Annotated in this window: 14 protein-coding genes; 11 read left to right on the forward strand and 3 right to left on the reverse strand. The window is 64.0% G+C overall.

The annotated features are described in order from the left end of the window. Position 1 precedes the first annotated feature (1 nt). The 7 genes from A0U87_RS13475 (at position 2) to A0U87_RS13505 (ending at position 6,851) form a co-directional block, all read left to right on the forward strand. Complete coding sequence (locus A0U87_RS13475) at positions 2 to 637, forward strand: CoA transferase subunit B (RefSeq protein ID WP_048936427.1); 636 nt, start codon at positions 2 to 4, stop codon at positions 635 to 637. A 9-nt stretch (positions 638 to 646) separates the two neighbouring features. Then, the gene (locus A0U87_RS13480; protein ID WP_004210376.1) at positions 647 to 1,087 is read left to right on the forward strand and encodes an HIT family protein; all 441 of its coding nucleotides are present in this window, start codon (positions 647 to 649) and stop codon (positions 1,085 to 1,087) included. A gap of 1 nt (position 1,088) precedes the next feature. After that, positions 1,089 to 2,384, forward strand: coding sequence for a glycosyltransferase family 1 protein (locus A0U87_RS13485; RefSeq protein ID WP_048936428.1), 1,296 nt, complete (start codon positions 1,089 to 1,091; stop codon positions 2,382 to 2,384). Positions 2,385 to 2,477: 93 nt separating this feature from the next. After that, a complete protein-coding gene (locus A0U87_RS13490) occupies positions 2,478 to 4,163 on the forward strand; it encodes a beta-3-deoxy-D-manno-oct-2-ulosonic acid transferase (RefSeq protein ID WP_234415776.1) in 1,686 nt (561 codons plus the stop codon). Continuing rightward, complete coding sequence (locus A0U87_RS13495) at positions 4,156 to 5,442, forward strand: capsular biosynthesis protein (RefSeq protein ID WP_048936429.1); 1,287 nt, start codon at positions 4,156 to 4,158, stop codon at positions 5,440 to 5,442. Before A0U87_RS13490 ends, A0U87_RS13495 begins: the two co-directional genes overlap by 8 nt. A gap of 70 nt (positions 5,443 to 5,512) precedes the next feature. After that, positions 5,513 to 6,214, forward strand: a complete 702-nt coding sequence (modB, locus tag A0U87_RS13500) for a molybdate ABC transporter permease subunit (RefSeq protein WP_037506164.1) — start codon at positions 5,513 to 5,515, stop codon at positions 6,212 to 6,214. Then, on the forward strand, positions 6,204 to 6,851 hold the full coding sequence (locus A0U87_RS13505; RefSeq protein ID WP_048936430.1) for an ATP-binding cassette domain-containing protein: 648 nt from the start codon (positions 6,204 to 6,206) through the stop codon (positions 6,849 to 6,851). Before modB ends, A0U87_RS13505 begins: the two co-directional genes overlap by 11 nt. 39 nt (positions 6,852 to 6,890) lie before the next feature. On the opposite strand, the gene modA is transcribed toward A0U87_RS13505, so the two are convergent. Beyond that, complete coding sequence (gene modA, locus A0U87_RS13510) at positions 6,891 to 7,676, reverse strand: molybdate ABC transporter substrate-binding protein (RefSeq protein WP_048936431.1); 786 nt, start codon at positions 7,674 to 7,676, stop codon at positions 6,891 to 6,893. Positions 7,677 to 7,819: 143 nt separating this feature from the next. Here modA and A0U87_RS13515 point away from each other — a divergent pair, with 143 nt between their 5' ends. From A0U87_RS13515 to A0U87_RS13525, 3 genes are all read left to right on the forward strand, one after another. Continuing rightward, the gene (locus A0U87_RS13515; protein ID WP_048936432.1) at positions 7,820 to 9,457 is read left to right on the forward strand and encodes a molybdopterin-dependent oxidoreductase; all 1,638 of its coding nucleotides are present in this window, start codon (positions 7,820 to 7,822) and stop codon (positions 9,455 to 9,457) included. 461 nt (positions 9,458 to 9,918) lie between these two features. Next, a complete protein-coding gene (locus A0U87_RS13520; RefSeq protein ID WP_137405621.1) occupies positions 9,919 to 10,512 on the forward strand; it encodes a hypothetical protein in 594 nt (197 codons plus the stop codon). A 12-nt stretch (positions 10,513 to 10,524) separates the two neighbouring features. Beyond that, positions 10,525 to 10,722, forward strand: coding sequence for a hypothetical protein (locus tag A0U87_RS13525; protein WP_137405622.1), 198 nt, complete (start codon positions 10,525 to 10,527; stop codon positions 10,720 to 10,722). 138 nt (positions 10,723 to 10,860) lie between these two features. Here A0U87_RS13525 and A0U87_RS13530 read toward each other — a convergent pair whose 3' ends face one another. After that, a complete protein-coding gene (locus A0U87_RS13530) occupies positions 10,861 to 12,030 on the reverse strand; it encodes a glycosyltransferase (RefSeq protein ID WP_048938404.1) in 1,170 nt (389 codons plus the stop codon). A 57-nt stretch (positions 12,031 to 12,087) separates the two neighbouring features. Beyond that, positions 12,088 to 12,651: a helix-turn-helix transcriptional regulator gene (locus A0U87_RS13535; RefSeq protein ID WP_048938403.1), complete on the reverse strand. Its 564-nt coding sequence runs from the start codon at positions 12,649 to 12,651 to the stop codon at positions 12,088 to 12,090. A gap of 100 nt (positions 12,652 to 12,751) precedes the next feature. On the opposite strand from A0U87_RS13535, the gene A0U87_RS13540 reads away from it, so the two are divergent. Further along, positions 12,752 to 12,979 (forward strand): DUF6456 domain-containing protein (locus tag A0U87_RS13540; protein ID WP_240700559.1); only part of this gene is annotated, 228 nt, incomplete at its 3' end.

Genomic DNA, 12,979 nt, shown 5'->3' on the forward strand with positions numbered 1-12,979 from the left:
AATGGCCTGGACCCGTGACGAGATGGCCGCGCGTGCGGCGAAGGAGCTGGAGGACGGCTTCTATGTGAATCTGGGCATCGGCATCCCGACGCTGGTGGCGAACCATATTCCCGATGGCGTCGAAGTGACGCTGCAGTCGGAAAATGGCATGCTGGGCATCGGTCCCTTCCCCTATGAGGGGGATGAGGATGCGGACCTGATCAATGCCGGCAAGCAGACGATCAGCGAGCTGCCGCAATCGGCCTATTTCAGTTCGTCCGACAGTTTCGCGATGATCCGCGGCGGGCATATCGACCTGACCGTCCTTGGCGCGATGGAAGTGGCCGAGAATGGCGACATCGCCAACTGGATGATCCCCGGCAAGATGATCAAGGGCATGGGCGGCGCGATGGACCTGGTCGCGGGCGTCAAGAAGATCATCGTGGTGATGGAGCATACGTCCAAAAATGGCGATCCCAAGTTCATCCCGGCCTGCACCCTGCCGCTGACCGGCAAGAATGTGGTCGACATGATCGTCACCGACCTGTGCGTGTTCCAGCGTCTCGACCATGACAGCCCGTTCAAGCTGGTTGAACTGGCGCCGGGCGTGACCGCCGAAGAAGTCGCTGCTAAGACGACCGCCCATTATATCAGCTAAGGGCGTTTCATGAGCCTCGACGGCACCTATGACGAAGCCAATATCTTTGCCCTGATCCTGCAGGGCAAGATCCCGTCGACCAAGCTGTACGAGGACGAGAAGACCTTCGCCTTCCTCGACATCATGCCGCAGACGCGGGGCCATGCGCTGGTCATTTCCAAATGGTCCAAGGCGCGCAACCTGCTGGAGATGGAGGATGAGGCGCTGGGTGAGGTGATGGCGACCACCAAGAAGGTCGCCACCGCCATCCGCAAGGCGCTGAACCCCGACGGCATCCAGATCGCCCAGTTCAACGGCGCGCCGGCGGGCCAGACCATCTTCCACCTGCACGTCCATATCCTGCCGCGCTGGGAGGGCGATCCCAAGGGTTTCACCGCCCATGGCGCCGGTGCGCAGGCGGACAAGGATGCGCTGGCGGCGCTGGCCGAAGAGATTCGCGCGCAGTTCTGACGTGGCACTCAAACCCTTCAAGGCGCCGGGCGCGCGGCTGGCGCTGCGGTCCAAGGCGGCGAACAGCTATCTGACCGGCGATCGGGGCGGGGCCGAGGTGATCCTCGACATCTCGCGGCTGCTCTCGCGTGCTTTCCACCCGACGCCGACCGGCATCGACCGGGTCGAATATGTCTATGCCCGCGAATTGCTGGAGCGGATGCCCGATCGGTTGGCCTTTGCCGCCGTTCATCCGGCGGGCGGCTATTATGGGCGCTTGAATCACGCTGCCGTGCGCCAGTTCCTGGCCTTCACCGCGGCGAAATGGCGTAATGTGGATTCGCCCGACGAGCGCAAGGAGCGGGCGGCGGTGATCCGCCACATGTTCGCGACCCGCCCGCGCCCGGTGCCGAGGGCCAAGGGGCCGCGCATCTATCTGCAGGCGTCGCCCCATCATCTGGACGATGCGGCGCAGGTAGGGGCGATTTTGCGCGCGGAGGGCGCGAAGTTCGTCACGCTGGTGCATGACGTCATTCCGCTGAGCCATCCCGAGTTCGCCCGGCCGCAGGGCGCGGACGAGCATCGTCGTCGGCTGCGCAGCATCGACCTTTATGCCGCCGGGATCATCGGCAACAGCCAGGCGACGCTGGACGCGCTGGAACCGCATCTGTCGAACGGCCTGGCCGATCGCCAGACATGCGTCGCCCATTTCGGCGCCGATCCGCCCGATGTGTTTGGCGGGTCGGGCACGGCGCTCCCTGAGCGGCCCTATTTCGTCTATCTGTCGACCATCGAGCCGCGGAAGAATCATCTGCTGCTGCTCAATATCTGGCGGCGGATGGTGGACGAACTGGGCGATGCGGCGCCGATGCTGGTGCTGATCGGCCGGCGCGGCTGGGAAAATGAGAATGTCATCGACATGCTGGAGCGGGGCGAGGCGCTGCGCGGCCATGTGGTCGAGGCGGGCGAGCTGCCCGACAACCAGATGCAGGATCTGGTCGCGGGCGCGCGGGCGATGCTGATGCCGTCCTTTGCCGAAGGGTTCGGCATGCCGGTGGTCGAAGCGCTGTGCGCTGGCGTCCCGGTGATCTGCAGCGACATTTCGGCGCATCGTGAAGTCGGCGGCGATGCGCCCGATTATATCGATCCGCTCGATGGTATGGGCTGGATGCGGATGATCCACGCCTATGCCGCAGCGGATTCGCCGCAGCGGGCGGCGCAGCTTGCACGGATCGGCGGATGGCATGCGCCGACCTGGCGTGACTATTTCGACATAGTGGCGGAACTATTGGAAGATGTGACTGCTACTGTTCCTTGACCTGGAATTTTCAGGCGATCATGGAATGGGTTGAATGCAATTCCCCTCCTTGACGCTGGCCGGCTTGGAGGGCGTCGTCGGGGGTATATGGACATGGCGGAAATGGCCGACGCGGGAGTCGGAGCCTGCCGTCGCGCAGACCGTGTTCCGTTCCTGCGGTCGCCGCCTTTCCCCGGCATCGATCCGGCGGTTGCAGCCATCAGCTATGCGGAACAGGAGAGCGTCTTAGCGCCCATATCCGACGCGTTGCTGGATGCGTTGCTGCTAGCACGGGTGGGTGGCGATTTCTGGGGACATCGGCCAAAAGGTCTGCTGCTGGTCGCGCGCGAAGGCGTGCGCATCGATCCCTCCATCTGTGTCGGTCTTGTTGCTGGGCAGATTGGCATTATGCCCGCTGATGTCAGCGCGAAGCGTGGGGCAGCGCCAGCAATCGGGCATTGGCTGCCTTCGGTCTGCGATCCCTGGGTATTGCTGGCCGACGCGCGGACCGTCCATGCCGAGGTGGACGATGACCTGGCCATCGTTGCCGGCTTGTTGGGCATTGCGGTCTTGGGGCCGGATGGTGCGGCGTTCTCTGCAGAGCAGTTGAAGGAAGCTGCCCGTTATCGGCTGGCCAGCGCCCGCTATCGCGATTGCTTCAGTGGCGAGATGGTCGATGCCGCCCATGCAATTGGGCAACTGGCCGATTGGCGACGGCATGTGGACGGCAACAGAGGGATTGCGGCGGCAAGCGGCATGGCATTCTGGAAGCGGGAAGCGATGCGTCATTTCCTGTGGGATGGAGTCCGCACACCGCCCTTCCTGCCACCCGCACGCGGCTTGGCGCGGGCACGGCGGGAAGCGGGCGCGCTGGCGATCTGGCCATCGCGCGTGCCCGTGACCATTACAGCGGATGCGGCTGCCGTTGGTGTTACCCTGGCTCGGGTAGAGGATGGATTCCTGCGTTCACGAGGGCTGGGCGCGGCGCTGCATCCGCCCGGATCGGTGGTGATCGATCGATGCGGCATCTATTATAACGCGCGCGCCGCAAGCGATCTGGAAGGCTTGCTCGCCACGCATGAATTTTCGCCGGACCTGGTCGAACGCGCCCGGCAGTTGCGCGCGCGCGTCTGCGATGCCGGCGTTACCAAATATGGCGCCGAGGCGGGGCAGATGATCGACCTGCCGCCGGGGCGGCGCACGGTGCTGGCGGTGGGGCAGGTCGATGACGACATGTCGGTGCAACTGGGCGGGGCCGGGATCGATGGTAATCTCGATTTTCTGGCGCGAGTGCGCCGCGCAGAACCGGACGGCTGGATCATCTATCGTCCCCATCCCGATGTGCAGGCCGGACATCGCAAGGGGCATTTGAGCGACGCCGCCGTGCTGGAACATGCTGACGCGATCGACAGCGGCGCGCCCCTGATGGAACTGGTGCAGGCGGTGGACGAGGTGCATGTCCTGTCTTCGCTGACCGGCTTCGAGGCGTTGATGCGGGGCTGCTCCGTTACGGTTCACGGCATGCCCTTCTATGCCGGTTGGGGGGTGACTCGGGATCTGGCCAAATCCTCTCCGCGAAGAGGGCGTCAACTCGACGTGGATCGACTTGTCGCGGCCGCGCTCATTCTCTATCCTCGCTATATTGATCCCGTGACGCGCTTGCCTTGTGGTCCCGAACTGATGGTGGACCGCCTGGCGAGTGGATCGACGCCGCCGATGACATGGCTCATTCGGTTGCGGGCGCTACAGGGGAAGCTACGAAGATTTATGACATTGTCCGCTGAGTTCCTTCATGGCTGAACCCACGTCCAAAACATTCTTGTTCCTGCAGGGGCCGCATGGTCCCTATTTCTCGATGCTTGCGGATGCGTTGCGCAAGCGCGGACATTCTGCTCTGCGGATCAATATTAATGGTGGCGACAAGGTCGATTGGCTAGGAGAGGCCACCGATTATCGTGGAACATTTCGTAACTGGCCGCTCTTCTTTGACGATTTTATCGTCAATCATGGCGTTACGGACCTGATTCTCTATGGTGATTGCCGTCCCTACCATACCTCGGCACATGGCATGGCACGGCTGCGCAACGTGCATGTTCATGTCGTTGAGGAAGGGTATATTCGCCCCGATTTCCTGACCTTGCAAGATGATGGCGTGAATGGCAATTCGACTCTGCCGCTGGACCCGCAATGGTACCTGGACCTAGTCCGGGGCCTGCCGGACTATATCGATAATCTGCCGCCCGTGCCCTCGACCTTCAATGCCCGTGCGCGCAACACGATGCGCAATGGCCTCGCCGCTGCATTCATGCGGCCCTATTTCCCATTCTACCGAACCCACCGGCCGCATAGTTTCCTGATGGAATCGGTCGCCTGGTGTCGCAAGCTGGTCATGCGTCGCGGTGACGGGCGCCGGTCTTTCAAGGCGTGGGATACGGTCAAGGATAAGCCCTATTTCGCGCTCCCGTTGCAACTCAACTCCGACTATCAGATTCGCGTTCATTCGCCCTTCGGCAACATGCGCGCTGCGCTGCGTTTCGCTATCAAGAGCTTTGCGCAGCATGCGCCTGATCATGTCTCTCTTGTGGTGAAACGCCATCCGCTGGATCCCGGTCTTGTCGCCTGGGACCGACTGACTCGCCGGCTGGCCGCTCATTATGGCGTAAAGGACCGTGTCGTCTATCTGGCCGATTGGGACATTGCCGAAGTGGTGGGCAAGTCGTTGGGCGTGGTGACGGTGAACAGCACTGTAGGCACGCTGGCGCTCAATGCCGGCAAGCCTGTCGTGGTTCTGGGGCACGCAGTCTACAAGGTGCCAGGAGTGGTGCATCAGTCGAGCCTTGATGATTTCTGGTCGGCGCCGCGCCAGCCGGACATGACGCTCTATTCAGCGTTTCGGCGAGTTCTGGTCGATCGCTGCCTCATTCGCGGAGGGCTTCTGAGCGAGGAAGGGCTGCAGATGCTCGTCAGCAACGCGGTTGATCGGCTGTTGCGGGCGCCTGCGCAGATTATCCGGCCAGACCGAGGCCGCGCACCACGATGGACAATGCAAAAGGGCACGGCGTTACGTGGAGTACGCTAAAGGACAATTTTGGTGACCATCGCCATTGATCGGCGAATGCGCAATCTTGCCGAAGTGAATCGGTGACTACATGCTATTGTCATCGATCAGTGCTGAAGAATGGGCGATCATCGGGCTTTCGCTCCGGGTCAGTCTGACAGCGGTCTTCGCGATGCTGCCGATAGCTTTTGCCTTGGCATGGTTGCTCGCGCGCTATCGTTTTCCTGGCAAACTGATGCTTGATGCACTGGTGCATTTGCCGTTGGTGGTGCCACCGGTGGTCACCGGCTGGCTACTGCTGCTTCTGTTTGGTCGGCAGGGTGTTTTTGGTTATTGGCTGGAAAGCTGGTTTGGCATCAGTCTGTTGTTTCGCTGGACGGGCGCAACGCTCGCGGCAGCAATCATGGCGATGCCGCTGATGGTGCGCGCTATCCGGCTGTCTATTGAGACAATCGATCGACGATTGGAGGCTGTCGCCCAGACGCTCGGAGCCGGCCGTATCCGGGTCTTCTGCACCATCTCGTTGCCACTCGCGGTTCCGGGCATATTGGCTGGCATGATCCTGGGTTTTGCTCGATCGATCGGGGAATTTGGCGCCACCATTACCTTTGTATCCGATATACCAGGGGAGACCCGAACACTGCCGATCGCCATCTATTCCGCGCTGCAACTGCCGGACAGCGAAAATGCGGTATTGCGGCTGGCACTGATTTCGATTGCGCTGTCGCTCGGCGCGCTGATGGCATCCGAATGGCTCGCGAGACGCATGGGCAGGGGCGACCATGTCCTTTGACATCCATGTCCGTCGCCGACTGGGGGCCAATCATCTGGCCATAGACATCGCCAGTTCCAGTGCGATCGTCGGCCTATTTGGTCCATCTGGGGCAGGCAAGAGCAGCCTGCTCAACATGGTGGCCGGTCTATTACGTCCCGATGAAGGTCGTGTCGCGATTGCCGGGGGCACGTTGTTTGACAGCGCCGTCGGCGTAGACCTGCCCATCGCGCAGAGGCATTGCGGCTATATTTTTCAGGATCTGCGCCTCTTTCCGCACATGAGCGTGCGCCGGAACCTTATTTATGGCCGAAGGCATAGTAGGGGCAGCGCACTTGATATGCCAGCTATCGTCGACATGTTAGGCATCGGCGATCTGCTTGAGCGCCGGCCACATTCTCTCTCCGGGGGGGAGGCGCAGCGTGTGGCGATTGGGCGTGCCTTGCTAGCCAATCCTCATTTTTTGTTGATGGATGAGCCATTGACGGGCTTGGACCAGGGCCTGAAGGACCAGATACTGGAGCTTATACGCAAGTTGCACGCGGCCACATCGATCCCGATTCTTTATGTCAGTCACGATCGTGCAGAATTGGAGGCGCTGGGAGCCGACCTTGTCTCGATCCGTCCGTTGAAAACCGGAGATGGGGCGGGGCTTTGAGATGATGGTGTGCGCGATCCGTAGAAAAACAATCGGCGATCAGGGCGCGCTGAAGCCGTAACGGCCAAGGATCGCCCGGCCCTGCGCCGACAGCAGGAAACGGCGGAAGCCTTCCGCGTCGCGGTGGCGGCTGGCGGTCAGTCGCGCCACCGGATAGCGGATCGGCGGATGGCTGTTCGCCGGGAAGGTGCCGACCGTCTGCACCGATTTCGAGGCGCGGGCATCGGTCGCATAGACGATGCCGAACGGGGTGGCGCCGCGTTCGACCAGGGCGAGGGCGGCGCGCACGCTGTCGCTGCGCGCGACCTTGTCCGCGACCGAGGGCCAGACATTGAGCGCGGTGAGCGCCGCCTTGCCATATTTGCCCGCCGGCACGGCGTCGGGATCGGCCATGGCGAGGCGGCCGCCGTTCAACGCTGCGGCGAGAGGCATGTTGCGGCCGATGCGCAGCCGCACCGGCTTGCCGGCCGGGGCGACCAGCACCAGCCGGTTGCCGGCCATGTCGGCGCGGCTGCCGCGCGCGACGAAGCCGGCCTTCTGGATATCGTCCATCCAATCCTCGTCGGCGGAGGCGAACATGTCGGCGGGGGCACCGGCCTTGATCTGCCGGGCCAGCGCCGAGGAGGCGGCGAAGGACAGGACCGGGCGGGCATGGCCCTGCCGCGCCCAGGCATCGGCGGCGGCATTCATCGATTCCTGCAGGCTGGCGGCGGCAAGCACCAGCGGCCCGCGCCTGTCCTGCGCGGCGGCCCAGGATGGCGACAGCAAAAGCGACAGCAGCGCGAGCGCGCGCAGCAGGAGCGGAATCGGAGAGAAGAAGCGCATGACCGCCTTGTGCGCCCGGCGCCGGGGCCATGCAATTGTCGGCACATGCTTTTGTCGCCGCGCCCGATCCGCTAAGCAGGCGCTGGTGACGCCGATCCTTCCCCCCTTCGTCCGTTCCGGCCGGACCCGCGCAGCCCTTTGACATGGCAGTGATACGCACGCTTTGCGGCCGGTGCGGCGTCGGCTGTGGCCTGCGCGCCATCACCGGCGAGGATCGCGACCTGATGGTCGAGGGCGACCGGATGCATCCGGCCAATGCCGGGCGGCTGTGCATCCGCGGGCTGGAGATCGCGGAAGAGGTCGGGCTGGACGGGCGATTGCTCCAGCCGATGATAGACGGTCGGCCGCAACGCTGGGAGAAGGCGATCGCACAGGTCGCGCGGCGGCTGTCGGCGGTGATCGCCCAGCATGGCCCGGACAGCGTGGCGCTGCATGTCGGCGGCGGCCTGCTGACCGAGGATTATTATGTCGCCAACAAGCTGATGAAGGGCTTCATCGGTTCGGCCCATGTCGATGCGGGCTGGGCCGCCAATGATGGCGCGGCGCTGGCGCAGCGCGCGGCCTATGGCGAGGATGTGATGCCCGCCGCCTATGAGGATATCGAGCGGGCCGAACTGATCCTGATGGTCGGCGCGGATCTGGCGCAGGATCATCCGGTGCTGAACGCGCGGATCGCGGCGGCGCGGGCCGAGCAGGGCGTCGAACTGCTGTTGCTGGCGGCGCCGGGCGAGGGGACGAGCATCGAGGCCGACCTGCGCATCGAAATGCCGCGCGACGGCATGGCGTCCTGGATCGCCGGACTGCTGCGCCATTGTCATGATGTCGGCGCGACCGATGGCGACTATCTGGCGCGCAGTGTCAGCGTGCCCGACGATTTCTGGGCGCAACTGCGGACCCGCCATGATCTGTGGTCGGTGGCGCGCAGTTGCGGCCTGTCGCCGGTGGAGCTGCGTGCGCTCTATGACCGGATCGCCGCCGTGCCGCGGATCGTGACGCTGTTTGGCGGCGCGGACGAGGGGCTGGCGCGGGCGGTGATCGATTTCCATCTGGCGACGGGGCGGATCGGCAGGCCGGGGGCGGCGCCCTTTGCCATGACGGCCGCGGCCAATGGCATGGGCGGGCGCGAGGTCGGCTGCAATGCGACGGGGCTTGCGGCGCATCGTGGCTTCACGGCATCGGCTATGGCAGAAATAGCCCGTTTCTGGTCGGCCGAGGCGATGGCAACAGGGCCGGGACTGGACGGCGCGGAACTAGCCGACGCGGTGCGGAGCGGGCGCATCCGCGCGCTGTGGAGCATAAGCGGCGACGGCATCGATCCGGCCTGGCTGCGCGCAGCGCTGGACACGGTGCCGCTGGCGATCCGCTCCACCCCCTGGGCCGATCCCGAGCGGGACGGGCGCGGCATCCTGCTGCCATCGGCGAGCTGGGTCGAGAAGGACGGCACGCTGACCGGGGCGGACCGGCTGATCAGCCGCCAGCGCCGGCTGTTCCCGCTGCCCGGCGATGCGAAGCCCGACTGGTGGATCGTCACCCAGGTCGCCCGCGCCATGGGCTGGCAGGCGGCCTTTCATTATGAATGGGCGGCGGAAATCTACCGCGAGCATGTGCGCCTGACCGCCTATGGCAATGACGGCGCGCGGCTGCTCAACCTGCGCCGTCATGCCCCGATTTCCAACCCCGCCTATGACGAGCTGACCCCCTGGCGCTGGGGCGAACTGCCGTTCGACGAGGGGAGGTTCCCGACACCGGACGGCAAGGCCCGCCTGCTGCCCCTGTCCTAGGCGGTAGATCGCCGGGCGATGGGGCGCCGACGCGACAGTAGAAAGTTCACACCGTTGTGCGGCCTATGGTGGCGCGGCTTTTGGCGGATTTGCGCCAGGTCGGTGCGGGGGGATGGCCGCGCGACGATCAGGCGCCGTTGCCGCGCCTGCGACGCGACAGCGAGGCGACAGGGAAAGGACAGCGACGCGACAGTGTCGCGTGGGCGGCGGCAGTGGAGGCGGGAAAGGGCGCGGCGTTCCATCGAAGCATGTGGAACAGAAAGGGCGAGAGTAGGAAAGCGATGGGGCTGCTACCGACCAAATGCGGCTGTAAAATCCTCCCCTGCAAGGGGAGGGGGACCACGAAGTGGTGGAGGGGTGTCGCCCTATCGAGAGGGAGATACCCCTCCGTCTGGCCTTCGGCCAGCCACCTCCCCTTGCAGGGGAGGATGGTCTGAAAACGACCATTTGTTGCCTTTGATATGGTGTTTTCCGCTTTCCAATTGCAGACATTTCCAGCAACTTTGAGGAAGCTGGCTTACGGGCATGGGTTGACAGAAAATATGATGGGTCGGTCGCTCCTTTGGCTTGCAGCGAGTATTCCTCCATTGATGCTCGCGGCATGCACTGCTCAGCAGGTGCCGACGAGCAATGAAGAGAATAATGCGCTTTGCCGAATGCTCCCAGGAAAATCTGAAGCGATTAGATCTTCAAAATCAGGTATCCAGTATCTCCCGCCTTCGTTTGGGAAGGTTATGCACATTTGTAAATTCAAGGGTTATCCGGAATGCTTTCCTAAGATCAGTAATTTTGAGAGTGAATGGTATTCCAACCATTGGGAAGCCGCAACGGAGCCATCTCTTTTTGAAATTTCAAACGCCCAAAAGTATGCCGGAGACAGTGTTCTCAGATTCACATGGCTCCCGACGTTTCATCATCCGGTGATTGTCCGTTTCGAAACGTCCGCAGGCACCACTAATTTTATAGCGAAGGAGCTTTCCGGTGCCGGGGGTTATGAACCGGGTAGTATCTCTCGGCAAATCAATCGGAAACTCAGTTCCTTAGAAGCGCACTAAGTGGAGCGCGCGATGGCGAGGGCTAGCCCGTTCAATGAACCGCCCGAAAATTGCGGCGGCGGCACGGATGGTAGTCGATGGATACTCGAACGCGCTCGTAAGGGCAGTTACGAATATGCCGACCGTTGGTCGCCTCAGAAGGGGGCAATGCGCGATTTTGGACTGCTGACCTTAAAACTGACCGGTTGGGAATTTGAGGAAATCTATTAAAGAAATAGCAGGTCGTTTTACTTGCTCGGCTCGCATTCTGAATGCCAGGTAACGGCATCCTATCGCCACGAGCAGACTGTCCGCTCCCCACCCAACTTTGCCACCCCAGCGGAGGGCCGGGGTATATTCTAGACCGGTTCAGCCTCGCGTTATGCCCGTGAGATGATCGAGCAGGGCGTCGCCATTGGCGGTCCAGGTGAAGCGCAGGGCGGCGGCGCGGACGGCGTCGCGCTCGGGCGGGTCGGCCAATATGTCGGCGATGGCTTCGGCCAGGGCTTCGGGTTCGCGATCGACGATCCTGCCGGCTTCGGGGCGATCGAGCAGTTCGCGGGCGCCGCCGACGTCGGTGATGACGATCGGCGTACCGCAGGCGAGCGATTCCACCCAGGCATTGGCCAGCCCTTCGGATTCCGATGGCAGCGCCATCACGTCGGCAGCGGCATAGAGGCGCGGCAAGCGATCGTGCGGCACCGAGCCGAGGAAGCCGATGCGCCGTTCGACGCCCAGTTCCTGCGCGAGATTTTCGAGCATCCGGCGATACTGGCCCTGACCCGCGAGCAGCAGGGTGGTGCCGGGCAGCTGGGGCAGGGCGCGGACCAGAATATCCTGCCCCTTGCGCGGGATGAGCGCGCCGACGCAGAGGATCAGCGGCCCTTCGAAGCCGAGCGCGGCCTTGGCCTGATCGCGGTCGGCGATTTCGAAGCGATCAAGGTCGACCCCGGTATAATGGACCCGAATCTTGTCGGCATCGATGCCCATTCGGCCCATGGAGCGCCGCATCGCGGCCGAGACGGCGAGCAGGCCGGCGGCGCCGTCGGCGGCGCGCTTCACCATCTTCTTCGTGCCGCGCTGGGTGCCCCAATGATGAATGTCGGCGCCGCGCGCCTTGACCGAATAGGGGATGCCGAGCGCCTTCGACAGACGCTGGGCCACCGGGCCGTCGGGGAAGAAGAAGCTGGCGTCGATCACGTCGAACGGGGTCTGGGCGTGCAGCCGCTTGACCAGCGGCAGGATGGCGCGGGTCATGGTGAGGACATTGGTGCGGCCGCCGAATTTCGGGATGATCGGGAAGGTCGGCCGATAGACGGTCAGATCCTTCCACCTTTCCTTGGGTGGCAGGGCGCGCAGCGGGGCATAGCGGCCGGCGCGCGAGAGCGGCCAGGGCGGCATGCCGATCGGGGCGACGACGGTGACGCTGACGTCGGGGCGGCTCGCCAGTTCGCGCGCCTGTCGCTCCACGAAAACGCCGAAATTGGGCCGGCTCATGTCCGGGAAGAGCGTGGAAAGCGTGAGGACGTTGAGTGTCATGGGCCCTCCCTACTGCATGTCGGTTAAGCGAGGCTTAGGCGTGGCGGGGGCGCTTGGCTATAGCCGTCGGACGAGTTGCACCGCCACTGCGCCCCAGGGTGGGTCGGTCAGTACCTGTTGCCGGGCGCCATGGCCGAGCGGCAATATCTGGAGCCGGTCGCCCTCGCGGCCGATGAGGCGGCCGAACAGGAAGCGGCCAGCGGGGCGGGGAAAGAGGACGTCGCGGTTCAAGGCGCTGGCGAAATCGGCCGGGGCGATGCGGCGGCACCAGATGGCGTCGCCGCTGCGATAGTCGCCTATGCTGGCATTGACCTGGATGCCGATCATGCCGTCGGCGGGCACGGGCGGCGGGAAGGACAGGGCGCGGACCGGTGCGCGCGCGCCCTCCGGCCCGAGCAGGGCGGCGACGGGCACTTCGCTCTGGCCGGGCAGGGCGACCAGTTCCGCGCTGGTGACGCCGAGCGCGTCGGCGATGCGGTTCAGCCATTTGACCGAGACGGTGCGGGTGCCGGTTTCGAGCCGGCCGATGGTCTGGGCGGTGGTCGGCGGCACGCAGAGCAAGCCCACCTGTTCGAGCGTCAGGCCCTTGGCCTTGCGGACCTCGCGGATGCGGGTGATCATGGCTGTCCTCGGGTTGATAACCTATTTGGTTTTCTCTTTCCTACAGATTATCCGCCGTGGCAAGCCCCTGGCCTATCCCACCCTGTCAGGAGATGCCGCCATGGCCGCCCAGTTTGTCGACCGTATGATCGAAGACCCTGCCGGAAAGATGCAGGCGGTGAAGCTGCATCTGGGGGAATCTCCGATCGGCTGGCTGCATGCGCGGGGTCATGTGAGCGACCGGCAGCTGGCGGCAGGCGAGCGGCTGCGCCGCGACTGGGAGCAGGCGGGACTGGGCGCGCGGGTGACGATGCGCTGGGACGGGGCGCCGGCGGAGCGGCGACGGGGC

The organism is Sphingobium sp. MP9-4 (assembly GCF_005281675.1).
Lineage (GTDB): Bacteria > Pseudomonadota > Alphaproteobacteria > Sphingomonadales > Sphingomonadaceae > Sphingobium > Sphingobium yanoikuyae.

Bases quoted from the DNA above. Each gene is read 5' to 3' on its own strand.
- A0U87_RS13475 (WP_048936427.1), top strand. From the start codon at position 2: ATGGCCTGGACCCGTGACGAGATGGCCGCGCGTGCGGCGAAGGAGCTG.
- A0U87_RS13480 (WP_004210376.1), top strand. From the start codon at position 647: ATGAGCCTCGACGGCACCTATGACGAAGCCAATATCTTTGCCCTGATC.
- A0U87_RS13490 (WP_234415776.1), top strand. From the start codon at position 2,478: ATGGCGGAAATGGCCGACGCGGGAGTCGGAGCCTGCCGTCGCGCAGAC.
- A0U87_RS13495 (WP_048936429.1), top strand. From the start codon at position 4,156: ATGGCTGAACCCACGTCCAAAACATTCTTGTTCCTGCAGGGGCCGCAT.
- modB (WP_037506164.1), top strand. From the start codon at position 5,513: ATGCTATTGTCATCGATCAGTGCTGAAGAATGGGCGATCATCGGGCTT.
- A0U87_RS13505 (WP_048936430.1), top strand. From the start codon at position 6,204: ATGTCCTTTGACATCCATGTCCGTCGCCGACTGGGGGCCAATCATCTG.
- modA (WP_048936431.1), bottom strand. From the start codon at position 7,676: ATGCGCTTCTTCTCTCCGATTCCGCTCCTGCTGCGCGCGCTCGCGCTG.
- A0U87_RS13515 (WP_048936432.1), top strand. From the start codon at position 7,820: ATGGCAGTGATACGCACGCTTTGCGGCCGGTGCGGCGTCGGCTGTGGC.
- A0U87_RS13520 (WP_137405621.1), top strand. From the start codon at position 9,919: ATGGTGTTTTCCGCTTTCCAATTGCAGACATTTCCAGCAACTTTGAGG.
- A0U87_RS13525 (WP_137405622.1), top strand. From the start codon at position 10,525: ATGGCGAGGGCTAGCCCGTTCAATGAACCGCCCGAAAATTGCGGCGGC.
- A0U87_RS13530 (WP_048938404.1), bottom strand. From the start codon at position 12,030: ATGACACTCAACGTCCTCACGCTTTCCACGCTCTTCCCGGACATGAGC.
- A0U87_RS13535 (WP_048938403.1), bottom strand. From the start codon at position 12,651: ATGATCACCCGCATCCGCGAGGTCCGCAAGGCCAAGGGCCTGACGCTC.